The organism is Streptomyces sp. SCPE 10 (genome assembly GCF_051980735.1).
In the GTDB taxonomy this organism is placed as follows: Bacteria; Actinomycetota; Actinomycetes; order Streptomycetales; family Streptomycetaceae; genus Streptomyces; species Streptomyces misionensis.
Window position 1 is genome coordinate 7,435,186 of record NZ_CP197069.1, and the last position, 23,436, is coordinate 7,458,621.

The window sequence follows — 23,436 nt, forward strand, 5'->3', positions numbered from 1 at the left end:
GCACCCCGGAGCCGTCCGCTCAGTCGGTGCCGGGCGATCCGGACCGCCCGGACAGGGTGTCCAGCAGCAGACCGGCCACGTCCGCCGCGTCGGCCTCGCCGAGCTCGTCGAAGGCACCGGAGCGGTGTCCGAGGACGACACCGACCACGGCGGCCACGACCAGTTCGGCCCGCAGCCGGGGCCGGTCCACCCCCTCGCGGGTGAAGCGCCTGACCAGGGGTTCCACCAGGCGGGTGTGCAGCGCGGCCTTGGCGGCGTCCTTCGCCGCCTCGTCCCGCAGCGGCTCGACGGCCACCTGGAGCAGCGGCACCAGACCGCGGCGCTCCACGCGGTCCACGATGTCGAGCAGGCGCTCGGGGTCCAGCACGTCACGCACCACGTCGCCGCGCTCCTCCTCCAGGGCGGCGAGGTAGAGCCGGGTCTTGCTGCCGAAGTAGCGGGCGATCAGCGCGGGGTCCACACCGGCCCGCTCGCCGATGTCCCGGATGGTGGTCCGGTCGAAGCCGCGCTCGGAGAAGAGGTCGGTCGCGGCCCGCAGCAGCGCCTCGCGGGTACGCCCCGCGTCGCGCCGCCGGCCCGCGGTGCCGGGCGTCCGCGCGGTCACCGGTCGGCTCCCGGGCGCCCGGGGGCGTCCTGCCGGGCGGTGCGCCGCGCGGCTTCGGGGAGGAGTTCACGGGCCGGGGGCGCCGGCTCGGCGGTGTCGGTCTCGGCCGCCTGTACGGGCTCCGCCGCGACGACCGCCGCTTCCCGGGCCTGTCCGCCCCGCGCGGCGGGCACCGTACGGCCGCCCGACCGGTGCGAGCGGACCAGCAGCCAGGCGACCAGGGCCGTGAGGATCCAGACCCCGCAGTCCAGCACGCCCACCACGCCGTAGTCGCGGTTCGGCGGCACGGACGAGGAGCCGGCCGCCGAGGTCACCACCACCGCGCTGAGCGCGCTGCCGGTGGAGTAACCGATGTACTTCACCACCTGGTTGAAGCTGGTGGCGCTGCCGGTCTCGTGCGCGGGGACCGCGCTCACGATCAGCGCCGGCATGACGGATATCGTGAAGCCGACGCCGAGTCCGATCACGCCCATGAGGACGAACATCTCCCACAGGCTGTTCCTCGCGAACACGAAGACGATCGTACCGAGGAGGGAGACCACGCAGCCCAGCGGCAGCAGCGAGGCCAGCGGCACCCGGCGGACCAGCACCCGCACGACGCGCCCGGAGACGAGGCTCGCCAGCGAGAACGGCACCAGGGTCAGACCGGTGACGACGACCGTCGCGCCGAATCCGTAACCGGCCGACGGCGGGGTCTGCACGTAGCGGGTGACCACCGACATCATCACGTACAGGCCGACCCCGGAGAGTACGGCCGTGAGGTCGGTGGCGAGAATCGTCCGCTCCTTGACCAGCCGTACGTCCACCAGCGGGTGGGCGGTGCGCAGTTCGTGCAGCACCCACCACACCAGGAGCGCGATCGCCAGCAGGCCGACGGCCAGCAGCCGCGGCGAGGTCCAGCCCCAGCGCTCGGCCTGGCTGAGCGCGAACAGCAGACCGCCGAGGCCGAGCCCGAGCAGCAGCGCGCCCGGCGTGTCCAGGCGGTGGGACGGGCGCGCCGGCGACGGGGGCAGGACGAGCGCGCAGGCGACCAGGACCGCCGCGGCGGCGACCGCCGCGAACCAGAAACCGGAGTGCAGGCCGAGATAGGTGGCGAACAGTCCGGTCACCGGGTAGCCGAGGCCCACGCCCACGGCGGAGGTCAGCGACAGGGTGGCTATCGCGGGCCGCGCCTTCTCGGCCGGCAGGGCGTCCCGCACGGTCGCCATGGCCAGCGGGGTGAGCCCGATGCCGGCGCCCTGGAGCGCCCGGCCGACGATCAGCCATGCGAAGCCCAGCGGCAGGGCGGCGAGGACGCTGCCGACGAGGACGACGGCCAGCCCGACCAGGATCACCCTGCGCCGGTGCGGCCCGTCACCGAGTCGCCCCATGGCCGGGGTGGCCACCGCGCCGACCAACATCGTGACCGTGAGCGACCACTGGGCGCCGGCCACGGAGACGCCGTCCACCTCCGCGATCGTGGGGATCAGCGGGGCGCCGAGGCTGCTGATGATCGCCACGAGCATCGCGAGCGAGAGCAGTACGGGTGTCAGGGCGCTCTGCCGTCCGGGGGAGGGGGCGGCGTGGGAGGGCGAGGGCATGGGCGGCCAATCTTGTCATCGGCTGATGTCATCAAACGATGACAAGAATATCCCCGGGGCCGGGGCCGGGGCCGGGAGCGGCGACGGCTCGGCCGGTGGGGGCGGCGCGACGCGAAGGGCGGGGCCGGGGCGACCGCGGGAAGCAGGGCCGAGATGAAGACGACCCCGGCCGGGCCGCGCGGGAACGAGTCCTTCTGCGGCCCGGCCGGGGTCCGGCGCGGTGTGCGGGTCAGGCGGCGAGGCCGGCCTTGAGCGCGGCGGCGATCTGCACCACGCGCTCGGCCTGGTGGCGAGCGGAGTTGCGGGTCTCCTCGCCGACGGGGTTGTTGCCCTGGGCGTCGACGTGGGAGGTGCCGTAGGGGTTGCCGTCGACGAACTTGACCGGGTCGGTGTAGCCCGGGGAGACGATGATGCCGCCGAAGTGGTGGATGGAGTTGTACAGCGCGAGGATCGTGGACTCCTGGCCGCCGTGCGCGGTGGCGCTGGTGGCGAAGCCGCTGTAGACCTTGTTGGCGAGCTTGCCCTGCGCCCACAGGCCGCCGAGCGTGTCGATGAACTGCTTGAGCTGCGAGGAGATGTTGCCGAAGCGGGTCGGCGAGCCGAAGATCACGGCGTCCGCCCACTCGACATCGGCGGGGGAGGCGACCGGGATGCCGGCGCTGGCCGCGGCGTGGGCCGCCCACGCGTCGTTGGAGGCGATGGCGGCCTCGGGCGCCAGTTCGGCGGCCTTCAGCAGGCGCACCTCTGCGCCCGCCTTCTCCGCGGCGCTGCTGATCTCCTTCGCGATCTCGGCGCTGAAGCCGGTCGAGGAGTAGTAGATGACCGCGAGCTTGACGGGGGAAGTCACGGGAGAGGTCTCCGATTCGTTGTTGCGACGGAAAAAGCCCATGGTGCTGGGTGGCTTTCGTTCGGCAGTGCGTCCCACGGGGGCGCGGGACGTGCGCGGACGGCGCATGGTTGAACGCTAAACCATCTTGTGTGTTGGTACAACATTCAACAGGTGGGAATGGTCTGGTCCTCGCGCTGCTGACCGTCCGGCTGCTGGGTTCGTCGGCTGGCGCTATCGCGGTCATCGCCCTGCTCACGGTCCTGGTGGGCAGCCGTCGTACGGCCGACGGGCGGCTCCCCGGCCTGATCGGCCGCGGCACCCTCACCAGGCCCGGAGCCTGGCACGTCTACGGCTCGCTCATGACGGACGTGGGGAGGCTGCTGTACGACCTGGACCACGTGGGCGCGCGCTGACCGGGCGGCCGCGGCGCCCACCGCTCGGGTCGGCCGCGGCCCCGGTCGTCCCGGGTCAGCTCGGGTCGTCGCGCACCGGGTGCTTGCTCAGGATGGACACGCGGTTGAAGGAGTTGATGGTGATGGCCACCCAGATCACCGCGGAGATCTCGTCGTCGTCCAGCGTCTCGCGGGCCAGGGCGTAGGCGTCCTCCTGCGCGGCGGCGTCCGCGGGGTGGGTGACCGCCTCCGCGAGCGCGAGCGCCGCCCGTTCCCTCGGGGCGAAGACCTCGGTGTCCCGCCACGCGGCGAGCACGCCCAGCCGCTGCACGGACTCCCCGGCCCGCAGCGCCGCCGCCGTGTGCACTTTGAGGCAGTAGGCGCAACCGTTGACCTGTGACACGCGCAGGTTCACCAGTTCCACCAGCCTCCGGTCCAGCCCGCACTCGGCGGCGGCCGTGCGCACCGCCTCGGCGGCCGACACCAGGGCGCGGTAGGCCCGGGGGGTCCGTTTGTCTATGTAGACACGCGGACGAGCGGTCACGGGCGGTGCTTCGGTCATGTCGTCTCCTCGCGAAGGGGTCGCCGCCGGGGCCGTACGCACGGCGTTCGACGACCGTACGGGCTCGGCTGTGGCATGATAGTTGAAATAGAAACAATCACCGAGGGGTGGCGTTGTGAGCAACATCGAGACCCGGCCTCCCGAGCTGCGCTGCGGAACGCCGTCGGACGCGGCCCCCGAGCCGGGCGAGCGGCGGGTGGAGGTCCTCTCCGCGAGGGACGTCCCCCTGGGGGGCCCGCGGGCGATGACGGTGCGGCGGACGCTGCCCCAGCGCGGCCGGACACTGATCGGCGCCTGGTGCTTCGCCGACCATTACGGGCCCGACGACGTCGCCGTCTCCGGCGGCATGGTGGTCCCCCCGCACCCGCACACCGGACTGCAGACCGTCAGCTGGCTGTTCAGCGGCGAGATCGAGCACCGCGACAGCCTCGGCACCCACGCGCTGGTCCGGCCGGGCGAGTTGAACCTGATGACCGGCGGCCACGGTATCAGCCACTCGGAGGTCTCCACCGCGCGGACATCGGTCCTGCACGGCGTGCAACTGTGGGTGGCGCTGCCCGCCGAACACCGCGACGCCCCCCGGGACTTCCAGCACCACGTCCCGCGGCCCGTCGCCCTGGACGGCGCGGAGGCCAGGGTGTTCCTCGGCACCCTCGCCGGCGACACCTCGCCCGTCCCCACCTTCAGCCCGCTCCTCGGCGCCGAGATCACCGTCGACGCGCACGCGGACGTCACCCTGGAGATCGACCCCCGCTTCGAACACGGACTGCTCGTCGACCAGGGGGAGGTGCGCATGGAGGAGACGCCCCTGCGTCGGGCCGAACTCGGTTACCTGGCACCCGGACCCGACACGCTGCGCCTCGTGAACACGGGGGACACCCCGGCCCGCACGGTGCTGCTCGGCGGCACGCCGTTCGGCGAACAGATCGTGATGTGGTGGAACTTCATCGGACGGTCGCACGACGAGATCGTGCAGGCTCGCGACGACTGGATGAAGGGCACCCGTTTCGGCGAGGTCCAGGGCTACGACGGCGCTCCGCTGCCCGCACCGGAGCTGCCGAACGCGCCTTTGAAACCGCGAGGAAACAAGCACTGACCTGCGAGATCAGGGGCCGTACACCAAGAAACCGTGATCGCGTCTGCGCCTGCCGGATGTCGTGGGAATCTCACGGCGCCTGCGTTCGAAATCAGTCGCATACGCGACTCTGAAGCTGCCTGCGGATTCCAAGGTATGGGCATCTGCGGGCAGCTTTAGACGGCGTTTCCTTTGGCGTGCCGGAGTGGCAGGGAGTGCCCCGTGCGCAGGATGAGAGCCGAGAGTGTCTTGACCTGAAGGTGCAGCAGTCCCTCGACTGCGTGCCCCACTGTCGTTCTACCGTGTCGGGGTGATCCGACTAATCGCGCAGGACGACACCCTTGAGCTCAGTGAGGAACAGGTGTCGAAGATCAAGTTCTGGCTGCTGGAGTTCTTGCCTGCTCGCACTTGCGAGGTCAGTGTGGGGCCTGGAGCCGCGATCGTGGTGCCGGACCAAGACCGCGGTCTTGACGATCTAACGCCAGGTCTCCTCTCGCAGTTGGAAGCCATCGTCGGCTGTGCGCTCCTCGCCTGACTTCCTCGCAGGTTCCCCTCACCTGCTCAGCCGGCGGTAGCTGATGAGGGCTGCGGCGATGCCGACGAAGGCGAGGAAGTGCTCGGCCTTTCGCTCGTAACGGCGGTGCAGCCTTCGGCATCCGGCCAGCCAGGAGACCGTTCTCTCGACGACCCAGCGGTGTCGGCCGAGCCGCGTGGAGGACTCGACGCTCTTGCGGACGATGCGGTGGCGGATGCGACACTCGCGAAACCATTTCCGTAGATGGTCGTAGTCGTAGCCCTTGTCGGCATGGAGCTTGGCCGGACGCCGGCGGCGGCCCCGCAGCGGGAACGGATGGGCGGGATCCCGCGCACCAGCGGTTCCAGGCCGAGGCTGTCGTGCATGTTGGCGTCGGAGATCCCCAGCGACAGCGGCACGCCGTTCCGGTCGGTAATCAGGTGGATATTCGATCCCGGCTTGCCGCGATCGGTCGGATTCGGTCCGGTCAGTGGCCCCCTTTTGCGGCCCGGACGTTAACGGAGCCGATCGCGCACCGCGACCAGTCCAGTTCGCCCAGGGCGCCGAGTTCGTCGAGGATCATCCGGTGCAGCTTGGCCCACGCCCGCTCCCGGCTCCACTGGGCGAAGCGCCGGTAGACGGTGGGCCAGGCCGCTCCGAACACCAGCGGCAACTGCCGCCAGGTACAGCCCGAAGTGGCCACAAAGATGATCGCCGCCAGGCATTCACGGTCACCGGCCCGCCGACGACCGCCACCCTGCGGGCGTATGACACCCTTCGGCGGGACCACCCGCCGAAACAGCGTCCACAACTCGTCCGACAGTAACCGCCCCACCAGATCCGTCATGCACGGCTCAACGAGCGATCACACCATCAGAAACGGCGTCTTAGCGCAGATGAGCAGGCCGCGGGGGAAGCCCGTTCGAAAAAAGCTGACTTGACCTGAGCCGGGCGCATGCGGCAGTGGTCGATTGGTCGGCTCGGCTTGGGGAAGTCGCAGCCATGGCCGCGCCGGCGGTCGCAGAGCGGCCACCGTGTTCGGCGCAGGGACCACCGTCGTCCCCCGGGGTGTTATGCCATCCGGGGTGCCTCGGCGTGTACGTGATCACGACCCGGATCACACCTGACACGGCGGACCGCTGGAATCTCGCTGTCCAGCACTGCACACGTACTATGTGCTGGCTGGCGGTATTCCGGTTCTTGTTCATAACACGGGATGTCCGACGGTAGCCGCCCTTCAGGTTGCTCCTCACCCTTCCAATGTCTCATTTGCCCCGTCGGTGGATCTGGCCAGCAAGACTGCTGCGGAGGCAGGAGATATCCAGGCGGTTAGCGGTTTTGCCACAGATATCCCAGCTGGCTATGACCGGGCGATGCCCGACCACGTTCATGTGGCCATGCCGACTGATCGGACACCGTTCTTCTTTGATGATTCAGGAGGGGATGGTGCATATTATCTATTCCATGCCGAGAAGCAGGCGTCAACGCTATGACCGGGCATTTCCATTTCGGTTAGCCGAGATATGTGTGAAAACTGCATCGGCTGGTGGCAGAGTAGAGCTTCCCAGCTAGGTATCCATCTCTATGTGTCTGATCCGACGTCGATAAATGTCCTCGCGCCAGATGGGTCATGGATGGCATATGACTATCCATCTTGGATGGGCGAGTTTGGATGACTGGCAAGCTGGTGGGGCTGGTCCGTGCGATAGGATCGCCTCCATCGGCTGGCGGGCCGCCATGGTGCTGAGTATGAGGAGTTTTCCGTGGGCGTGGGTGAAATGATGCCCAGCTGGCGCATCTTCCCGGAAGGGGTGCCCGTCCGGCTACTCCTGGAACGTGGAGACCAAGCTGTGACGGCTGGGGATCTGGTCTCCGCCGGCAACTGGTATTTCCATGCCAAGCGCAGAGGCTCCGTGGAGGGTCGGGACAAGGCCCGGGGTCTTGAATCTCAGCTTGAGGCTTTGGCTGGCCAGGGAGATATCGACGCGAAGGTCTTGGTGGCCGGCTTGCTTCTGGAGCGTGGCGAGCGGCTATCTCACGCTGCTTCGCTGTTGGAGGCCGCTGCCGAGGGAGCTGCAGTCGAAGGCATGCGAGAACTCGGGTTTGTCCTCGCTAGCGGTATTGGTATAGCTCCCGACCCGGGCAGGGCTAACGAGCTCTATCGCGCTGCTGCTGAGGCAGGGGATGGCTACGCTGCATTCAACTTGGCAGTCAACTTCTTCCGCGGGCATGGCACCGGGAAGAACTTCCGAGAATTCACGAAGTGGTTGCAGATCGCCGCAAATCTTGGAATTCCTGAGGCGTGCGCGGTGCTGGGGGACCAAGTTGCGAAGAAGGGCCGTGCTGCTGACTCTCTACAGTGGTATCTCAGAGCAGCTAAGTCGTCGCATGTTCCTGCGATGCTCGCAGCGGCCCGGTGCTATCGAGATGGAATTGGGACGCCCGTTGATCTGGTACAGGCGGTTCGATGGTTCTTGTCCCCGCTCGATCGTGGAAACGGAGACGGTATCCATGATGCCCTTGAATTGGCCAGTTCAATGACGGTTGAGCAAGTTCGAGAGGCTGGCCAACTTTCCGGTCATGCCGATGAGGCTGAGCTGCTTCTGCGGAGGCGCTAAGGGCTCGTAGAGAAACAACATGCTAAAGGCTGTCCTACCTGGTCATTCGTAAGATCGGAGGACCCGGGGGCGTGGGGTGGGTCCTGATGATCGACGGCGACTCTGTGGTCGCTGTCGGCAGTGAGCTGGCATTACCCGCCAGCCCTCGGAGGCCCTACGGCGAGAGGCCCGTCACGCGAGCGCGGCGGGAGGAGGCTCACGAGCTGATCGTGCGGCTCGCCGCCGCGGGCCGCGTTCGGGTCACCGACCCTGATGACGACGAGGCCGCGGAGTGGCGGCGCGTCGTCAACTGGGTCTGCCGGGACGAAGCGGCGTTCGCCGAGGCGGATGAGGAGTCTTTGCGAGCAGCAGGCTCAGCCGGTCCCCCTCGAAGACGCGGTAGCGCATCACGTCAATCCGCCTGGGCAGCCGCTGCACGGCCACGCGGTCGTGGTGGGAGAAGCTGGGTGCGATCCAGACCATCCGCAGGTGATGCCAGTCGATGGTCTCGGCGTCGAGCACCTTCCTGTGACGAGCGCCTTGACCTTGCGGAGAGCGAGGGCGGACGACGGCCGGCGTGATCCGCGAATGCATGCTGAACGGGGAGAAGTTGTGGCCCCTCCAGGGCGGATGACGACCCGCAAATGCTCCTTCGCGTTCCGCACGCTTGACGAGTTGCGAACCCTCCAGGGCGGATCACGGCTCGGCGGGGGAGCCGGGATCTCGCGGGTGCGCTCCGGCTTCGAACCCTCCAGGGCGGATGACGGCACTGTTCCGGGCTGGCTTTGTTCACGTTCGTCGGTTCCGGCTCGCTGTCCGTGAACCGGTCACGGTGGGTCATGCGACGTAGCTCAAAGGCTGTGGTTCTGGCGCGCTTCTGTGGCGAGAAAGTCTCGCGCCGCGAAAGTGACTCGGTCGCGTATGTGCTGCTGGTCCGGAGGTTGATCGTTCGGCAGGTCGAGTGCTCTCGCCAGATCGACGATGGGTTGCAGCGCGTCGGGTAGTCGAGTTCGGCTGCAGCTTCCTCATGGATCAGCTTCGCTCCGTGCCCGGGATCGAGTTGGCACGCCACGATCTGGCCGGCCCACCACTGGGCCGCGGTCCATCGCGCCTTGGCAAGATCTTCCGAGACCAGAGGCAGCAGGCCCAACTCTTTCAGCACAAGGTCGAACAGCTCGCGGGCCTGGGGGTACTCACCACGCGTGAGGCCAGCCAGCAGGGGAAGCGAGGGAGCCTCGATGTCGGCCATCAGGGTGTCCAGGCCCAACTGGACCAGGTAAGCGTCCGAGGGACGCTGCCAGGGTTCCATGGCCAGGTCTGCAGCGGCCATGCGGATCAGGCTGATCGCTACTACTGCGTCCACGCTGTCGCCTTCTCATCATCTTTCGGTAGAGGGAAGCCCTATCACCGAGAGCCGGGTGGTTGATCAGGTGGCCAGCAGTACGCGCTTCCGTAGCAGGCTGAAACCGGCTCGGCCGTACATCTGGCGCTTGATCATTTTGATCCGGTTGCCGTGGCCTTCGACGACGCCGGAGCTCCACGGCAGTGTGAGGCCGGCGGTGACGGCGGCGAGATCGCGTTCGAGGCCGTTGACGAAGGCATGGAGGCTGGGTAGGTCGTCGGCGCGGACCTCCTTGATCCACTGTGGGAGCTGGTCGCCCTGGAACTGGGTGAACATCTTCCCGAACGCGCGGACGTGCCCGTTGAGGGCATCCAGTCCGGGGCAGCCGGCGAGGACGGATTTGAGCTTCAGGCGCTCGCTCTCCGGCAGGGTGTCGGGGTGGGTCAGGATCCAGCCGGTGACCGTGCGCGGGGACGGCGGACGGGCGGCCGGTGGGGTCGGGGATTCGCGGAACGGCTGGAGGTAGGCGCGGACGGCTCCGTAGCCGCCCGTGTAGCCGTGTCCCTTGGTCTCTTCCCAGAGGGTCCATGCGTTCGTGCAGCCTCCGGCCCAGCGGTCGTTCAGGTGGGCCTTGACGTCGTCGAGCTTGGTCCTGCGGTTCTGCCACTGCCCCTGGAACAGGTCTTCCGGCCTCGCGGCGTCGGCCAGCCGTTGGACGGTGCGGTAGGTCATGCCGAGCTGGCGTTGGATTGAGCGTCTGCTGTGGCCGGCCGCCAGCAGCCTGTGGACGGTTTCGTGCTTGGCGCGGGTGCGGTCGGCGAACCGGTGCCCGGTGGGCCATGGGGACCCGCTCTCGGCCGGTGCCGGATCCTTCTGTGGTTCCGCTGCGGTGAAGGTCGCGCGGAGGCACGGACGGTGGCGGGAGACGCACCGCTCGGTTGCTTCGCCGAGGTTGCGCCAGAGGTGGAACCGGTCTGCGACACGGACCGCGGTGGGTGCCCCGGTCCTGGCGCCCTCGGCGAAGAACGGGACACGGTCACGGCAGACGACCTCGATCCCCGGGCGCTCGGCCAGCCAGGCCGCGACCATGCATGCCTCGCGATCCGGCAGGAGGTCCACCGGCCTGCGGGTCTCGACGTCGACCAGCACGGTCCCGTGTACACGGCCCTTGCGTATCGCGTACTCGTCGACGCCGACCACACGGGGGACCTGTCGCTGAGGTTCCGGGAGGGCGTCGACCAGCCGCAGGACCGTGTTCCGGCTGACCCTCACCCCGAACACGTCGGCCAGCCGGGCACCAGCGCGACCGGCGAGGGCGAGACCGACCTCGGCCAGCACAGCGCCCGCCGCGTCCGGGAGCGTCAGGCCGGCGACTCCGCTCCCGGCACGGCCGGCAGGTACTGCGTGAGTTCGCCCGGTGCCTCCTCCTGTGCCCGTGCGTGGGACCAGAACAGCAGGGCGACGCCGAGGGCGCCGGGGTCGGGGGACCCGATGGCGCGTTGGCCGACGTAGGAGGCGCGGCCACGGCGGGCGCGCAGGGCGGCGGTGGCGTGGGCGCCGTCGAGGGCGGCGACCGCCACCTCCCGGGGACCGGACCCCGCTTCGAGAGCGTCCCGGGCGGGAACGAGGGCGTCGACCATGGTGCGGTCACCGGGCTCGGCCTCGCCGACCCGCTGGATCGCCGCCAGCCCCTCGCCGATCCCGGCACGCCAGGCGTCCCGCTCGTCCGAGTGGGCCTCGTGCGCGCGGGCCAGTTCCTGGAAGAGCAGCCCGATGAGCGGGCCGCTCGTGCCGCCGACCTCGTCGAGGAAGACGGAAGCGGCGACGGCGTAGGGGGGCCGGTCCGGGTGGGCGTCCAGGGCGGCGGTGACGCGGTCGAGGCCCTCGCGGAGGTTGTCGCCGAAGTCGCCGTCGCCGGAGAGCTGGTCGAGGGCGGTGAGGGTGGTGTGGGCGGTGCGCGCGGCGTCGGCGTAGGTGCGCAGCACCAGGCTCTGGTCGGTGTTCATCGGACGGACTCCGGGGCGGGGAAGGCGGGGGTGCGGGCGGGGGCGTGCCAGTGGGCGGCCCAGTCGTCGCGCAGTGCGGTGAGGGTGAGGGAGAAGCCGCTCATGTCGAGGGCGGGGACGAACGTGCCGACCAGCCGGCCGGCCACATCGAGGCCCCGCCTCCCGAGCATCTCGGACACCTGGGCGTGGATCGCGTACAGCTCCAGGAGGGTGGTCGCGCCCAGGCCGTTGACGAGCAGGAGGACGGAGCGCGTCGTCGCGGGCAGCGCGTCGAGAACCTGCTCGGTCATGCGGTCGACGAGCTGCTCGAAGCCGGGGTGCTCCACGGTGGTGGCGGCGCGTTCGCCGTGGATGCCGACCCCGTACTCCAGGGTGTTGTCCGGCAGCGAGAACGCCTCCCCGCCGCGCGACGGCGCGGTCTGGGCGCGGGCGGCGACCGCGACGCTGCGCGAGGCGGCGGCGAACTCGGCGCCGAGCGCGGCCAGTTCGTCGAGCCCGGCGCCGGTGTCGGCGGCGCCGCCGAGGAGCTTCTCCACCAGTACGGTGGCTCCGGTGCCGCGCCGCCCGGTCGCGGTCTCGTCGCTCTCGGTGGCGAGGTCGTCGTCGACGAGGACGCGCCGGACGGGGATGCCGTCGGCCCGCAGGCGTTCGGCGGCGATGCCGAAGTTGATGCGGTCGCCGGTGTAGTTCTTCACGATGTGCAGGACGCCCTCGGGTCCGGCGACGGCCTTGGACGCCTCGTAGATCTGCCGGTTGTGCGGAGAGGCGAAGATCCGGCCGGGGACGGCGGCGTCCAGCATCCCGGCGCCGACGAAGCCGGTGTGCAGCGGCTCGTGGCCGGAGCCGCCGCCGGAGACAAGGCCGACGCGCCGGGCGGGGTGGCGTTCGCGGGCGGTGACGTAGAGCGGGTCCTCGTGCAGGTCCAGCAGCCCGGGGTGGGCCGCGGCCAGGCCGTGCAGGGCCTGCTCGACGGGGGCATCAGAGGGCAGGAACAGGCGGTTCACGAGACCTGGGTCCTTTCACGGTGGGGTGCGGCGTCCGTCGCGGGCGCGGCGTGCTCGGGGGCCTCGCCGGCGCGCAACCGGGTGGCGGCCAGTCCGGACAGGACGGCGACGCCGACGCAGTAGGCGATCAGCCAGGACCAGTGGCCGCCGGCCGCGGAGAGCAGCGCGGTGCCGATGAGCGGGGAGAGCCCGCCGCCGAGGGTGGCGCCGATCTGCTGGGTGACGGACAGTCCGGTGTAGCGGACGTTGACCGGGTAGAGGTTGGAGAACAGGGCACCCTGCGCACCGTACATCGCGGCGTGTCCGACGCCGAGTCCCAGGGTCATGCCGACGGTGTAGCCCCAGAACTGGCCGGTCTCCATCAGCAGGAAGAACGGCAGCGCGAGGACGGCCTGGAAGGCGGCGCCGAAGATGTACACCTTGCGCCGGCCGATGCGGTCGGAGAGGGCGCCGAAGTAGGGCAGGGTGGCGCACTCGACGGCACAGGCGACGAGGACGGCGAGGAGGACGGGCCCCTTGGCCAGGTCGAGTTCGGTGGTGACGTAGGTGATGGCCACCACGTAGTAGATGTTGAACAGACCGCTCTCGGCGATCTTGGCCAGGACGGAGAGGACGATCGTGGCGGGCTGCCGGGTGAGGACCTGCTTGACGGGCAGGCTCTGCACCTCGCGGTCCTCGCGCATCTTGACGAACTCGGGGCTCTCGGTGACGTGCAGCCGCATCCAGATGCCGACGCCGACCAGCAGGATGCTGGCGAGGAACGGCATGCGCCAGGCCCAGGAGTCGTAGGACCCCGAGGGCAGGGTGGCGTCGAGGATGGTGACCAGGCCGACGGGGATCAGTACACCGGCCGGGGTGCCGATGTGGACCAGTGAGGTGAAGAATCCCTGGCGGGAGCGGGGACTGTACTCCAGGGCCATCAGGACGCCGCCGCCGTACTCGCCGCCCATGCCCAGGCCCTGGATCAGCCGGATGAGGACGAGCAGGACGGGGGCCGCGACGCCGATGCTGCCGTAGGAGGGCAGCAGGCCGATCGCGAACGTGCCGAGACCCATCATCAGCATCGTGATGATCAGGACGTTCTTGCGCCCGAGGCGGTCGCCGAAGTGTCCGAAGAGGATGCCGCCCAGCGGCCGGGCGGCGTAGCCGACGAAGTAGGTGGCGAAGGCGGCGAGGGTGCCCACCAGGGGAGAGGCGTCGGGGAAGAACACCTTGTCGAAGACGAGCGCCGCGGTGGTGGCGTACAGGGTGAAGTCGTAGTACTCGACGGTGGTTCCCAGGGCGCTGGCGGTGACGACCTTGCGCAGGGAGGACTCCCGGGAAACGGGGGTGGCGGCCGGTTGGGGCATGCTCGCTCCATTGCGATGGCGGCTCGGATGACGCGGTGGGCACTCCCTCAGAGTGGAGCAGGGAGGACTGTGTCTGGAAATCGACGGTTCTTATGTCCAGAACCGCGTGCTAGCATCTGATGCATCAGACATTACATCCGCACTGAGGTCGCGGCAATACCCGGGAGACACGCGTGAAGGACATCCAGCTCGGCGGCATGATTTCCACCGTTGTCACGCCGTTCGACGAAAACGACCAGGTCGACCTGGATCTGCTGCGCGGCGAGGTCAAGTACCTCCTGGAACAGGGCGTGACCGCCATCTGCGCCTGCGGCAGCACCGGCGAGGGCCAGACCCTCTCCCTGGAGGAGAGCGCGGCGATCTGCGCCACCGTGGTCGACGAGGTCGGTGGTCGGGTTCCGGTCATCGGCGGCGTCATCCAGAACTCCACCGCCCAGGCCAAGCGGTACTCGCTCGCGCTCAAGGAAGTCGGCGTCGACGCGCTCCAGGTCACCCCGGTCCACTACGTCTTCGCACCCTCACCCGAGGAGACCGTCGCCCACTACCGCGAGATCGGCGAGGCCACCGACCTGCCGATCGTGCTCTACAACGTGGTGCCCTGGGCGCTGGTCCCGGTCGACACCATCGAGCTGCTGCGCGACGTCCCGCAGGTCGTCGCCGTCAAGCAGTCCGGCGGCGACATCCACCTCCTTGCCGACCTGCTGCACCGCATGCGCGACCGGTTCACCGTCCTCGCCGCCCTCGACGACCTGCACTACCCGGCCTTCGTCATGGGCGCCCACGGGGCGCTCGCCGCCATCCCCACCGTCACGCCACGCCTCAGTGTCGAGCTGTGGGACGCGGTCCAGGCCGGCGACCACGCCAAGGCCCTCGCGCTGCACGAGCGCATCCTCACCGTCTGGCGGGCCATCGACGCCCCCAACCTGCCCGCCACCCTCAAGGCCGCCCTGGAGCTCCAGGGCCGCTCGCCCGGTCTGCCGCGCCGCCCGTTCAAGCCCGCCACGGACGTCGAGCGGGAGCGCATCCGCGCCGCTCTCGAAGCCGCTAACCTGATCTGATCCATCAGATGCTGTCGACCGGCGCCGGTGCCGCGTCGGCCGGTGCCAGCGGGCCCCTGGAAGCCGGACAAGAAGGGCGATCATGGCCACCCCCTCCGTTCGTAGCCGCGGCGGTGCCGCCCCGCTCGTCGTGGAGTCGATCTCCGAACAGCTCTACTCGATCCTGTGCGACCGGATCACCACCGGTGTCTACGCGCCCGGCTCCCGGATCGACCCCCAGGCCATCGCCACCGAGTTCGGCGTGTCGCGCACCCCGGTCCGCGACACGCTGGTGCGCCTGGAGCGCGACCGGCTCGTGGAGACCCGGCCCCGCTCGGGCACCTTCGTCACCCGGCCGTCCCGCCAGGACGTCCACGAGGTGTGCCAGCTGCGCAAGGGCCTGGAGTGGCTCGCCACCGGCGTCGCCGCCGAGGCGATGCCCCTGGAGCAGATCGCCGATCTGCGCGAGGAGGCCGTCGCCGCGCTGCGCGCCGCCGAACAGGGCGACTACGAACCGTTTTTCGCGAGCGACACCCGCATCCACCACGAGATCATCGCCCATACCGACAACAGCCGGCTGATCGCCGCCCGCGAGTCCGTCGAGCCGTTCGTCTACTGGCTGCGGGTCCTCGGCGCCACCGGCCCGCACCGCCTCGCCGGCTCCACCCGGCGCCACCTGGAGATCCTGGACGCCATGGCCGCGCGCGACATCGCCGCCGCCCAGGAGGCCGCCGCGCTCCATCTGACCGAGGTCGAGGAGTGGACGCTGGCCGACATGGCCTCCCACGACATCGTCACCTGACCCCTTACGAGGTCCCCATATGAACTCCGCACCACCCGCCACCCCCGCGTCCGCCCCCGCCGCGCCGCCGCTCGACACCGTACTGGCCAGGGCGACGGCCGCGGCCGAACGGATCCGCACCTCCTCGCCGGCCGACCGCGCCCGGCTGCTGACCGTGCTCGCCGACGCGCTCGACGCCGCCGCGGGCCGACTGATCCCCGTCGCCCATCGCGAGACGCACCTGCCCGAGGCCCGGCTCACCGGCGAACTCGCCCGCACCACCTTCCAGTGCCGGCTGTTCGCCGACCGCCTCGCCTCCGGCGCCCTGGACGACGTCCGCATCGACCACGCCGACCCCGACTGGCCGATGGGCGCCCGCCCCGACATCCGCCGCACCACCGTGCCGCTCGGCCCCGTCCTGGTCTTCGCCGCGGGCAACTTCCCCTTCGCGTTCAGTGTGCTGGGCGGCGACACGGTCAGCGCGCTCGCCGCGGGCTGCCCCGTCGTCGTCAAGGCCCACCCCGGGCACCCCGAGCTGTCCCGGCTCACCGCGTCCGTCGCGACGGCGGCCCTGGCCGACGCGGGCGCCGTCCCCGGCCTGCTCCAGCTCATCGAGGGGGAGCGGGACGGCGCCGACGCCGTACGCGACCACCGGATCAAGGCCGTCGGCTTCACCGGGTCCACGCGCGGCGGGCACTACCTCTTCCAGCTGGCCGCCGGCCGTCCCGACCCCATCCCGTTCTATGGCGAACTCGGCTCCACCAACCCGGTCGTGGTCACCCCCGCCGGGTGGGCCGAACGCGGCACGGACATCGCCGGCGGGTTCGCCGCGTCCTTCACCCTCGGCTCGGGGCAGTTCTGCACCCAGCCCGGCGTGGTGTTCGTCCCCGACGCCGACGCCTTCCTCGCGGCCCTGCCGCCGCTCGCCGCCGGTCCGATGCTCGACGCGCGCATCGCCACCGGCTACGCGACCGCGCTCGACGACCTCGCGGGCCAGGACGGCGTGAGCGTCGCCGCGCGCACCCCGGGCGGCGACGGGCTCCCCGACGTCGCGCTGCTGCGGACCACCACCGAGGCCGTGCGCACCAACCCGTCGCTCATCTCCACCGAGGTCTTCGGCCCGGCCTCGCTCCTCGTCGAGTACGGCACCCTGGACGAGGTCGAGGGCGCCCTCGGGGATTTCGGGGGCACGCTGACCGGCACCGTTCAGGGGGGCCACGCCCTCGACGAGGACGGACTGCGCATGCTCGACGTCCTCACCCGGCACGCCGGGCGCGTCATCTGGAACGAGTGGCCCACCGGGGTCACCGTCAGCGACGCGCAGCAGCACGGCGGCCCCTGGCCCGCCTCGACGGCGCCCACCACCACCTCCGTCGGCACGGCGGCCGTGCACCGCTTCCGCCGCCCGGTCGCCTTCCAGAACGTCCCCGAGCAGGCCCTCCCACCCGCCGTCCGGGACCGGTAGCGGCGGCGCCGGAGAGGACCGCGCAGCCGGACCGGGTGGTCAGCTGTTGATTCTGTTCCAGATCTCACCGTAAGCGGCGAGTTCGCTGAAACCTCCGTCGACCGGCAAGTCGATTCCGGTCACGAAGCTGGAGTCGTCGCCGGCGAGGAAAAGCGCGGCCGAAGCCATCTCGTCCGCGTCTGCCGCACGGCCGAGGGGAGTCATGCTCACCAGATTCTTGAACAGGCTGCTTCCCGAATCCATCATCGGGGTGTCGACCACGCCCGGATGCATGGCGTTGACCCGAATCCCCTTCGCGGCGAGGTCGATGGCCGCGGACTTGGTCATCCCTCGCACTCCCCACTTGGAGGAGGAGTACGCGGTGACGGGATGACCCATGATTCCTGCCGTGGACCCGATGTTGACGATGCTTCCGCCGCCCGTCCGCTCCATCAACGGTGCGCAGGCCCGCATCCCGAGGAACTGTCCCGTCAGATTGACGTCGAGGATGGTGTCCCACGCCTCGCGGGACGTGGCGGTGAGTGAATGGCGGACATTGGTCCCGGCATTGTTGACGAGGATGTCGAGGCGGCCTGTCTCCGCTTCGATCTCACTGATCACCCGGTTCCATTGCGCGGGGTCGGTGACATCCAGCAGTTTGAAGTGAGCCTTGCCGCCGGCCGTGCGGATCTCCTCCGCGACCTTCTCGCCCTGCTCGGCGAGAAGATCGCACAGGTAGACGATCGCGCCCTCGCGGGCGAACCGACGTGCTTCGGCCTCGCCCTGCCCGCGGGCGCCTCCGGTGATGAGCGCGACCTTGCCCGCGAGCCGCGCACTCCCACCGGGCGCCGGACGGCCGCGGTTCTCGTCGCCTGCTGTGGACGACTCCTCGACCGTGTCCACGGGACCGAGGAGGAGTGTGTCCACCCGTTCGATCTGCGACATGTCGAAGCCCGCCATGTCGCGCCGGAAGCCTTCGCTTTCCATGTAGTCGCGGATGACCGCGCGGGGATCGTCTCCGTCCTGGAAGCTGACCAGGGCGACGACGGCCTTCGGGTTTCCAGGCACCCGGGAGAACCCGTGTGTCACGACGTTGAACTCGGCCAGCGTCGCTACGTGAGCCTCCCACCGTTCCAGGTAGTCGGGTACGGCGGACTCCGATGCCAGGTGATACGTACGCTTTTGGTAAACAGGCACGCTGCTTCCCCTCACTGCTTTCCCTGTTGAGCAGGGCGAGCCTTTCCTTGCAGCCGGTGGACGGGCCCGTCCTCGCCGAGATCGCTCAGCATCAGATGAAGGTGCGCGTTGGCCTGGTCCAGGTGCGTGCGGTCAATGGGGGCGAGCAGTCGCTCGATACTCGCATTGACACGCAAGGTCGCTTCCCGCGCCAACGCCATTCCCGTACCAGTGATGCGGATCATGCGGCCTCGCCGGTCCGAGGGCTCATATTGCCGTTCGATGTAACCCGCACGCTGTAGTCGACGGAGAATATTGCTGAGGCCCCCTGTGGTCAGCAGCAGACCTTCCGAAAGCTGCCGTGGGCGAAGGCCGTCGGGCTGCGCCGCGAGTGCGACGAGGACGTCGAACTCCGCGCGCGACAAGTGGGTGCTGCCCGCGGCCGACACGACGACCCTGTCCAGCAGCGAGTGCAGCCGTCCGACGTGCTGGGCGAACTCGACGACGGGGCCGGGTGGTGGCGGTACCTCGATGGGATCGGACACTCTTGGAGATTAGATCATCGGAAAAGCTTTCTCAATGCATGCGTGCGCAATCAACGCATCCCCGCGGTGCGACGTCGTGTGGGGCAGGTGGCGGTAGCGGATCTTGTAGGGTGACCGCCAGGTATGCGGCCCGCCGCCGACGTGCGGAAACGCTGAGGGAGCCGTGGACGGCTGTCCCATCGACCGGCTCAAGGCCCCGCCGCTGCCCAACGCCTCACTCACCCCGCGCGGCAACCCGCCGCACTCCCGCCCCGAAGGAAGCGAGAAGACACGATGAGCCGGACTTCCCACCCCGTCGTCGAACGCGCCGACGAACGGCACCGCTACGAGATCCTGGTGGACGGTGAACTCGCGGGCTTCACCGAGTACCTCGACCGGGGCCAGACGCAGCGCGTCTTCTACCACACGGAGATCGGCGAGGCCTACGCCGGTCAGGGGCTGGCCGGCGTCCTCGTCGAGCACGCGCTGACCGATGTGCGCGAGAGCGGCAAGCGCTTCGTGCCCGTCTGCCCCTACGTCGCCAAGTTCCTCGGCAAGCACGAGGAGTTCGCCGACATCGCCGACCCGGTCACCGGCGAGGTCACCCACTGGCTCAAGGCCGAGCTGGCCGAACAGTAGGGCCTGCCGAGCGCTCCTCGTGGGTGTACGGAGGTGCGCCCTGCGGTGGTGTCCCCCGACGGCGGCCGTCCGGCGTCCTAGGGTGAACGGATGCGCCTGCTGCTGATGTCCGACACGCACCTGCCCAAGCGCGCCAAGGAACTCCCCGGTGAACTGCTGGCCGAACTCCCGCGCGCCGACGTCGTGTTCCATGCCGGGGACTGGGTGGACACCGCCACGCTCGACCTGCTGGAGAGCCGCAGCCGCCGACTGGTCGGGGTGTACGGCAACAACGACGGACCCGAACTGCGGGCCCGGCTGCCCGAGGTGGCGTACGCCGAGCTGGCCGGGCTGCGCTTCGGGGTCGTGCACGAGACCGGGCCCGCCCAGGGGCGCGAGGCCCGTTGCGCCGCGCGGTTCCCCGACCTCGACGTGCTGGTCTTCGGGCACAGCCACATCCCCTGGGACAGCACCGCCCCCGGTGGGCTGCGGCTGCTCAACCCGGGCTCCCCGACCGACCGCCGCCGCGAGCCCTACCGCACCTATCTGACGGCCGAGGCGCACGACGGAACGCTCACCGAGGTGACGCTGCACCGGCTGCCGCCGCGCTGACACCACCGTGCGATCATCACCGGATGATCTCCAGCTCAGGGATACCCGACGTGGTGCCGCCGGGGCGCATGGCCGGCGGCGACCAGCCCGTCCTCGGCCTCGCGGACGGCGTGCGGCTGCGGCCCTGGCGCCCGGCCGACGCCCCCGCGCTGCTCGCCGCGGCACAGGACCCGGCGATCCGGCAGTGGAACCTGTTCGCCGTGGCCGACGAGGACGACGCCCGGCGGCGGATCGCCCGGATGCGCGAGCGCTGGCGGGCCGAGTCCGGTGCCGTCTGGGCCGTCGCCAGAAGCGGCGGCGCCCCGATCGGGCTGATCGGACTCAACGGCGTCGACCTCGCGGGCGGCGCCGCCGAACTCGTCTACTGGCTGCTCCCCGAGGCACGCGGCGCCGGCCTCGCCGTCGCCGCGACCCGGCGGCTCACCCACTGGGCCCTGCGCGACCTCGGCCTGCACCGGGTCCGGCTGTGCCACTCCACCGCGAACCCGGCCTCCTGCCGGGTCGCCGAGAAGGCCGGCTTCACCTTCGAGGGCACCATGCGCGGCGCCCTGCTGCACGCGGACGGCTGGCACGACCAGCATCTGCACGCCCGGGTGGCCGGGGACCCCGAGTAGCGCGCCGGGCCGGCCCCGCCCGGACTCACCGGCGCCGCTTGCGGCCCTTCCCCCGCCGGCGCAGGCGCAGCACCACCAGCACCAGCGCCGCGACGGCGGCCACCACCGGTGCCGCACGCCTGGCCACCGGCCCGCCCGCGGTGCGCAGGAGATCCAGCGGCGGAGGCTCCTGCGCGGCCCGGGGCTCGGCCCGCGGGGGCTCGGAGGCGGCCGCCTCCTCGGCCGGCTCCGGCCGCTCGGCCAGCCGCGCCGCCAGACAGTCGGCGAACCGGCCCACCAGCCGGTCGCCCACCTCCGCCAGCACCCCGCGCCCGAACTGCGCCGGACGCCCGGTCACCGTGAGGTCGGTGCGCACCGACACCGCCGTACCACCGTCCCGCTCGCTCAGCGTGCCGGTGACCGTCGCCCTGGCCGTGCCCTGCCCGCGCGTCTCCCGGCCGTTCGCCACCAGCACCATCCGATGCGCCACCGCGTCCTGCTCCTCGAAGACCGCCGTGCCGCGATAGGTCACCGTGACCGGGCCGACCTTGACCTTCACCGAGCCGGTCACGGTCGTGCCGTCGTACTCCTCCACGACCGCGCCCGGCAGACACGGCGCGACCCGCTCGATGTCCAGCAGCACGGGCCAGGCCTCCTCGACCGGCACCGGCACGGTGAACTCGTGGTGCAGCTCCATCACTTGCTCCTTGCCCATCCGGGAATCAACGCTCCACCCCCGCCACCGCGCCGGTCCGCGCCCCGCGCACCACCGCCGCGAGCCGCTCCAGCGCCGCCAGACTGTGCCCCGCCACGAACTCGTCCACGCTCGGCAGGGCCGCCGCCATCCCCGCCGCCGTCGGCGCGTAACCCGGGCGCTCCTTGCGGGGGTTGGCCCACACCACCCGGTGTGCCAGCGCGTGCAGCCGGCGCATCTGGGCGCCGAGCAGCCGGGGATCGCCGCGCTCCCAGCCGTCGGACAGCAGCACCACGACCGCGCCGCGCGCCATGCCCCGCTGCCCCCAGCGGTTCAGGAACTCGCGCAGCAGCTCGCCGAGCCGGGTGCCGCCGCGCCAGTCGGGCACGGCCGCCGCGACCGCCGCCATCGCCAGGTCCGGGTCGCGGTGGGACAGTTCGCGGGTCACCCGGGTCAGCCGGGTGCCGATCGTGAACACCTCCGTACGGCCCCCGCGCACGGCCGCGTGCGCGAACCGCAGCAGCGCGTCCGCGTACGGCGCCATCGAACCGCTCACGTCCACCAGCAGCACCACCCGGCGCGGCCGGTCGACCCGGGCGTGCCGGCGCAGCCGGGCCGGTTCACCGCCGCGCCGCAGCAGCTCGCGCACGGTGCGGCGCGGATCGACGTCCCCGCGCCGCGCCGGCCGCCGCCGGGCCGACCGGCGGGTCTCGCCGCGCAGCGCGAACACGGCCAGCAGCCGGTGGAGTTGGGCGCGCTCGGCGTCGTCCAGGGCGGCGACGTCCCGTTGCCGCAGCACCTCGGTGGAGCTGGCGAGGGTGGCGGTGGGCGGGCCCAGCGGGTCGCGCTCGCCGGGGGAGCGGCCGCCGGCGCGCACGTCCCGGACACGCAGCCGGGGCCGGGGCGGGGGAGCGGTGCGCGGCGCGGACCGGCCGGCGGGCCCCTCGGCGGTCCCGAAGTAGGCGGCGAAGACCCGTTCGTAGCGTTCCAGGTCGTCCGGGCCGCCGCACAGCGTCGCCCGTCCCGCCGCGTGCACATCCGCCCGCACCCCCGGCCGCAGCACGGCCACCGCCCGCAGGAACGCGTACCCCCGCTCGGCGCTCGCCTCGACCCCCGAGGCCCGCAGGGCCCGCACGAACCCGAGCAACACGGCGTCGGCCGCCGCCGGACTCGGCGGGGAGGTCCAGGCGGCCGGCGCCGGGGGCGTGTCCATCCCTCACACCCCCCGCGCCGCCAGCACCGCGGTCAGGTCCAGGCCCCGGGCCCGGTCCATGTCCTCGCGGTACTTGAGCACGGAACCCAGGGTGGTGACGGCGAGTTCCGCGTCGGTCTCGGTGGCGCCCAGCGCCGCCAGGGCCTCGGCCCAGTCGATGGTCTCCGCGACGCCCGGCGGCTTCACCAGGTCCGCCCCGCGCAGGGCCTGTACGAGGGCCGTCACCTGTTCGGCGAGACGGGCCGACACCCCGGGCAGCCGACGGCGCACGATGGCGAGTTCGCGGGCGAAGCCGGGGTGGTCGAACCAGTGGTACAGACACCGCCGCTTGAGCGCGTCGTGCACCTCGCGGGTGCGGTTGGAGGTGAGCACGACCACCGGCGGCACCTCGGCCCGCAGCGTGCCCAGTTCGGGGATCGTCACCGCGTACTCGGACAGGAGTTCCAGCAGGAAGGCCTCGAACTCGTCGTCCGCGCGGTCGATCTCGTCCACCAGCAGGACCGACGGCTGGGTCTGCAACGCCTGGAGCAGCGGGCGGGCGATGAGGAACCGGCGGTCGTACAGCTCGCTCTCCAGCCGGTCCGCGTCCTGGACGCCCGCCGCCTCCGCCGCCCGCAGATGCAGCAGCTGGCGCGGGAAGTCCCAGTCGTACAGGGCCTGGGAGGCGTCGATGCCCTCGTGGCACTGGAGCCGGATCAGCGGGGCGCCGAGCGCCTCGGCGAGGGCGGAGGCGAGCGCGGTCTTGCCGACGCCCGCGTCGCCCTCGCAGAACAGCGGCCGGTGCAGCCTCAGCGCCAGGTAACAGGTGACGGCCAGCCCGTCGTCCACGAGGTATCCCGTTTCCTCCAGGCGGGCCCGCACCTGCTCCGGGTCCTCCATCCGGATGATCG

The 23,436-nt window shown here is 70.8% G+C and carries 24 protein-coding genes and 2 pseudogenes; 11 read left to right on the forward strand and 15 right to left on the reverse strand.

All coding sequences use genetic code 11. The features are described 5' to 3' along the window. Positions 1-19: 19 nt before the first annotated feature. The 3 genes from ACSP97_RS33750 to wrbA form a co-directional block, all read right to left on the reverse strand. Positions 20-604 (reverse strand): TetR family transcriptional regulator, encoded by a 585-nt coding sequence (locus ACSP97_RS33750; protein ID WP_355330268.1) that lies wholly within the window; start codon positions 602-604, stop codon positions 20-22. Next, entirely contained in the window at positions 601-2,184 is a 1,584-nt protein-coding gene (locus tag ACSP97_RS33755; RefSeq protein WP_440555758.1) for an MFS transporter, read from the reverse strand. Before ACSP97_RS33755 ends, ACSP97_RS33750 begins: the two co-directional genes overlap by 4 nt. A gap of 229 nt (positions 2,185-2,413) precedes the next feature. Further along, entirely contained in the window at positions 2,414-3,073 is a 660-nt protein-coding gene (gene wrbA / locus ACSP97_RS33760) for an NAD(P)H:quinone oxidoreductase (protein ID WP_382015200.1), read from the reverse strand. Positions 3,074-3,162: 89 nt separating this feature from the next. On the opposite strand from wrbA, the gene ACSP97_RS33765 reads away from it, so the two are divergent. Then, entirely contained in the window at positions 3,163-3,426 is a 264-nt protein-coding gene (locus tag ACSP97_RS33765) for a hypothetical protein (RefSeq protein ID WP_440555759.1), read from the forward strand. A gap of 55 nt (positions 3,427-3,481) precedes the next feature. On the opposite strand, the gene ACSP97_RS33770 is transcribed toward ACSP97_RS33765, so the two are convergent. Further along, complete coding sequence (locus ACSP97_RS33770) at positions 3,482-3,967, reverse strand: carboxymuconolactone decarboxylase family protein (RefSeq protein ID WP_391871156.1); 486 nt, start codon at positions 3,965-3,967, stop codon at positions 3,482-3,484. A gap of 115 nt (positions 3,968-4,082) precedes the next feature. On the opposite strand from ACSP97_RS33770, the gene ACSP97_RS33775 reads away from it, so the two are divergent. Continuing rightward, a complete protein-coding gene (locus ACSP97_RS33775; protein ID WP_440555760.1) occupies positions 4,083-5,063 on the forward strand; it encodes a pirin family protein in 981 nt (326 codons plus the stop codon). A 289-nt stretch (positions 5,064-5,352) separates the two neighbouring features. Beyond that, positions 5,353-5,577 carry a hypothetical protein gene (locus tag ACSP97_RS33780; protein ID WP_440555761.1) on the forward strand — a complete coding sequence of 75 codons (225 nt, stop codon included), beginning with the start codon at positions 5,353-5,355 and terminating at the stop codon, positions 5,575-5,577. Positions 5,578-5,595: 18 nt separating this feature from the next. On the opposite strand, the pseudogene ACSP97_RS33785 reads toward ACSP97_RS33780, so the two are convergent. Next, positions 5,596-6,403 (reverse strand): annotated as a pseudogene (locus ACSP97_RS33785) (IS5 family transposase). Positions 6,404-6,836: 433 nt separating this feature from the next. On the opposite strand from ACSP97_RS33785, the gene ACSP97_RS33790 reads away from it, so the two are divergent. Together ACSP97_RS33790 and ACSP97_RS33795 are read left to right on the forward strand one after the other, a co-directional pair. Continuing rightward, positions 6,837-7,049: a hypothetical protein gene (locus tag ACSP97_RS33790; RefSeq protein ID WP_440555762.1), complete on the forward strand. Its 213-nt coding sequence runs from the start codon at positions 6,837-6,839 to the stop codon at positions 7,047-7,049. 270 nt (positions 7,050-7,319) lie between these two features. Then, positions 7,320-8,174 (forward strand): tetratricopeptide repeat protein, encoded by an 855-nt coding sequence (locus ACSP97_RS33795; RefSeq protein ID WP_440555763.1) that lies wholly within the window; start codon positions 7,320-7,322, stop codon positions 8,172-8,174. A gap of 285 nt (positions 8,175-8,459) precedes the next feature. On the opposite strand, the gene ACSP97_RS33800 is transcribed toward ACSP97_RS33795, so the two are convergent. The 5 genes and pseudogenes from ACSP97_RS33800 to ACSP97_RS33820 all read right to left on the reverse strand — a co-directional run bounded on the left by ACSP97_RS33800 (position 8,460) and on the right by ACSP97_RS33820 (position 13,854). Then, positions 8,460-8,675 carry a hypothetical protein gene (locus ACSP97_RS33800; protein ID WP_440555764.1) on the reverse strand — a complete coding sequence of 72 codons (216 nt, stop codon included), beginning with the start codon at positions 8,673-8,675 and terminating at the stop codon, positions 8,460-8,462. A gap of 904 nt (positions 8,676-9,579) precedes the next feature. Continuing rightward, positions 9,580-10,833, reverse strand: a pseudogene (locus ACSP97_RS33805) (ISL3 family transposase); the annotation flags it as partial. A gap of 23 nt (positions 10,834-10,856) precedes the next feature. After that, positions 10,857-11,501 carry a DAK2 domain-containing protein gene (locus ACSP97_RS33810; protein ID WP_355524744.1) on the reverse strand — a complete coding sequence of 215 codons (645 nt, stop codon included), beginning with the start codon at positions 11,499-11,501 and terminating at the stop codon, positions 10,857-10,859. After that, positions 11,498-12,505: a dihydroxyacetone kinase subunit DhaK gene (locus ACSP97_RS33815; protein WP_355524741.1), complete on the reverse strand. Its 1,008-nt coding sequence runs from the start codon at positions 12,503-12,505 to the stop codon at positions 11,498-11,500. The genes ACSP97_RS33810 and ACSP97_RS33815 overlap by 4 nt, the downstream gene beginning before the upstream one ends. After that, entirely contained in the window at positions 12,502-13,854 is a 1,353-nt protein-coding gene (locus ACSP97_RS33820; RefSeq protein WP_355152280.1) for an MFS transporter, read from the reverse strand. Before ACSP97_RS33820 ends, ACSP97_RS33815 begins: the two co-directional genes overlap by 4 nt. Positions 13,855-14,027: 173 nt before the next feature. Between ACSP97_RS33820 and ACSP97_RS33825 the strand changes: the two genes are divergently transcribed. The 3 genes from ACSP97_RS33825 (at position 14,028) to ACSP97_RS33835 (ending at position 17,137) form a co-directional block, all read left to right on the forward strand. Then, complete coding sequence (locus tag ACSP97_RS33825; protein ID WP_355152281.1) at positions 14,028-14,912, forward strand: dihydrodipicolinate synthase family protein; 885 nt, start codon at positions 14,028-14,030, stop codon at positions 14,910-14,912. A gap of 82 nt (positions 14,913-14,994) precedes the next feature. Then, entirely contained in the window at positions 14,995-15,693 is a 699-nt protein-coding gene (locus tag ACSP97_RS33830) for a GntR family transcriptional regulator (RefSeq protein ID WP_355152282.1), read from the forward strand. A gap of 19 nt (positions 15,694-15,712) precedes the next feature. Beyond that, positions 15,713-17,137 (forward strand): aldehyde dehydrogenase (NADP(+)), encoded by a 1,425-nt coding sequence (locus ACSP97_RS33835; protein ID WP_435644381.1) that lies wholly within the window; start codon positions 15,713-15,715, stop codon positions 17,135-17,137. Between the two features lie 39 nt (positions 17,138-17,176). Here ACSP97_RS33835 and ACSP97_RS33840 read toward each other — a convergent pair whose 3' ends face one another. Together ACSP97_RS33840 and ACSP97_RS33845 are read right to left on the reverse strand one after the other, a co-directional pair. Continuing rightward, a complete protein-coding gene (locus ACSP97_RS33840; protein WP_440555765.1) occupies positions 17,177-18,313 on the reverse strand; it encodes an SDR family NAD(P)-dependent oxidoreductase in 1,137 nt (378 codons plus the stop codon). Between the two features lie 11 nt (positions 18,314-18,324). Then, a complete protein-coding gene (locus tag ACSP97_RS33845; RefSeq protein WP_440555766.1) occupies positions 18,325-18,837 on the reverse strand; it encodes a MarR family winged helix-turn-helix transcriptional regulator in 513 nt (170 codons plus the stop codon). 273 nt (positions 18,838-19,110) lie between these two features. Here ACSP97_RS33845 and ACSP97_RS33850 point away from each other — a divergent pair, with 273 nt between their 5' ends. The 3 genes from ACSP97_RS33850 (at position 19,111) to ACSP97_RS33860 (ending at position 20,660) form a co-directional block, all read left to right on the forward strand. Next, entirely contained in the window at positions 19,111-19,455 is a 345-nt protein-coding gene (locus ACSP97_RS33850) for a GNAT family N-acetyltransferase (protein ID WP_440555767.1), read from the forward strand. Positions 19,456-19,545: 90 nt separating this feature from the next. Then, positions 19,546-20,046 (forward strand): metallophosphoesterase family protein, encoded by a 501-nt coding sequence (locus ACSP97_RS33855; RefSeq protein ID WP_180327974.1) that lies wholly within the window; start codon positions 19,546-19,548, stop codon positions 20,044-20,046. A gap of 23 nt (positions 20,047-20,069) precedes the next feature. Beyond that, positions 20,070-20,660, forward strand: a complete 591-nt coding sequence (locus tag ACSP97_RS33860) for a GNAT family N-acetyltransferase (protein WP_355330607.1) — start codon at positions 20,070-20,072, stop codon at positions 20,658-20,660. Between the two features lie 25 nt (positions 20,661-20,685). Here the strand turns inward: ACSP97_RS33860 and ACSP97_RS33865 are convergent, their stop codons facing one another. Genes ACSP97_RS33865 through ACSP97_RS33875 form a run of 3 tightly spaced genes read right to left on the reverse strand, consistent with a single transcriptional unit; the run spans position 20,686 to position 23,425 of the window. Next, positions 20,686-21,336: an SRPBCC family protein gene (locus ACSP97_RS33865; RefSeq protein WP_358273150.1), complete on the reverse strand. Its 651-nt coding sequence runs from the start codon at positions 21,334-21,336 to the stop codon at positions 20,686-20,688. Between the two features lie 25 nt (positions 21,337-21,361). Continuing rightward, positions 21,362-22,546, reverse strand: a complete 1,185-nt coding sequence (locus ACSP97_RS33870) for a vWA domain-containing protein (RefSeq protein ID WP_440555768.1) — start codon at positions 22,544-22,546, stop codon at positions 21,362-21,364. A 3-nt stretch (positions 22,547-22,549) separates the two neighbouring features. Next, positions 22,550-23,425: an AAA family ATPase gene (locus ACSP97_RS33875; protein ID WP_355152290.1), complete on the reverse strand. Its 876-nt coding sequence runs from the start codon at positions 23,423-23,425 to the stop codon at positions 22,550-22,552. Between the last annotated feature and the right edge of the window lie 11 nt (positions 23,426-23,436).

Excerpts from the sequence above, each read along its gene's own strand:
- ACSP97_RS33755 (WP_440555758.1), bottom strand. The coding sequence starts at position 2,184 with ATGCCCTCGCCCTCCCACGCCGCCCCCTCCCCCGGACGGCAGAGCGCC.
- wrbA (WP_382015200.1), bottom strand. The coding sequence starts at position 3,073 with ATGGGCTTTTTCCGTCGCAACAACGAATCGGAGACCTCTCCCGTGACT.
- ACSP97_RS33770 (WP_391871156.1), bottom strand. The coding sequence starts at position 3,967 with ATGACCGAAGCACCGCCCGTGACCGCTCGTCCGCGTGTCTACATAGAC.
- ACSP97_RS33810 (WP_355524744.1), bottom strand. The coding sequence starts at position 11,501 with ATGAACACCGACCAGAGCCTGGTGCTGCGCACCTACGCCGACGCCGCG.
- ACSP97_RS33820 (WP_355152280.1), bottom strand. The coding sequence starts at position 13,854 with ATGCCCCAACCGGCCGCCACCCCCGTTTCCCGGGAGTCCTCCCTGCGC.
- ACSP97_RS33830 (WP_355152282.1), top strand. The coding sequence starts at position 14,995 with ATGGCCACCCCCTCCGTTCGTAGCCGCGGCGGTGCCGCCCCGCTCGTC.
- ACSP97_RS33835 (WP_435644381.1), top strand. The coding sequence starts at position 15,713 with ATGAACTCCGCACCACCCGCCACCCCCGCGTCCGCCCCCGCCGCGCCG.
- ACSP97_RS33850 (WP_440555767.1), top strand. The coding sequence starts at position 19,111 with ATGAGCCGGACTTCCCACCCCGTCGTCGAACGCGCCGACGAACGGCAC.
- ACSP97_RS33855 (WP_180327974.1), top strand. The coding sequence starts at position 19,546 with ATGCGCCTGCTGCTGATGTCCGACACGCACCTGCCCAAGCGCGCCAAG.
- ACSP97_RS33860 (WP_355330607.1), top strand. The coding sequence starts at position 20,070 with ATGATCTCCAGCTCAGGGATACCCGACGTGGTGCCGCCGGGGCGCATG.
- ACSP97_RS33865 (WP_358273150.1), bottom strand. The coding sequence starts at position 21,336 with ATGGAGCTGCACCACGAGTTCACCGTGCCGGTGCCGGTCGAGGAGGCC.
- ACSP97_RS33870 (WP_440555768.1), bottom strand. The coding sequence starts at position 22,546 with ATGGACACGCCCCCGGCGCCGGCCGCCTGGACCTCCCCGCCGAGTCCG.
- ACSP97_RS33875 (WP_355152290.1), bottom strand. The coding sequence starts at position 23,425 with ATGGAGGACCCGGAGCAGGTGCGGGCCCGCCTGGAGGAAACGGGATAC.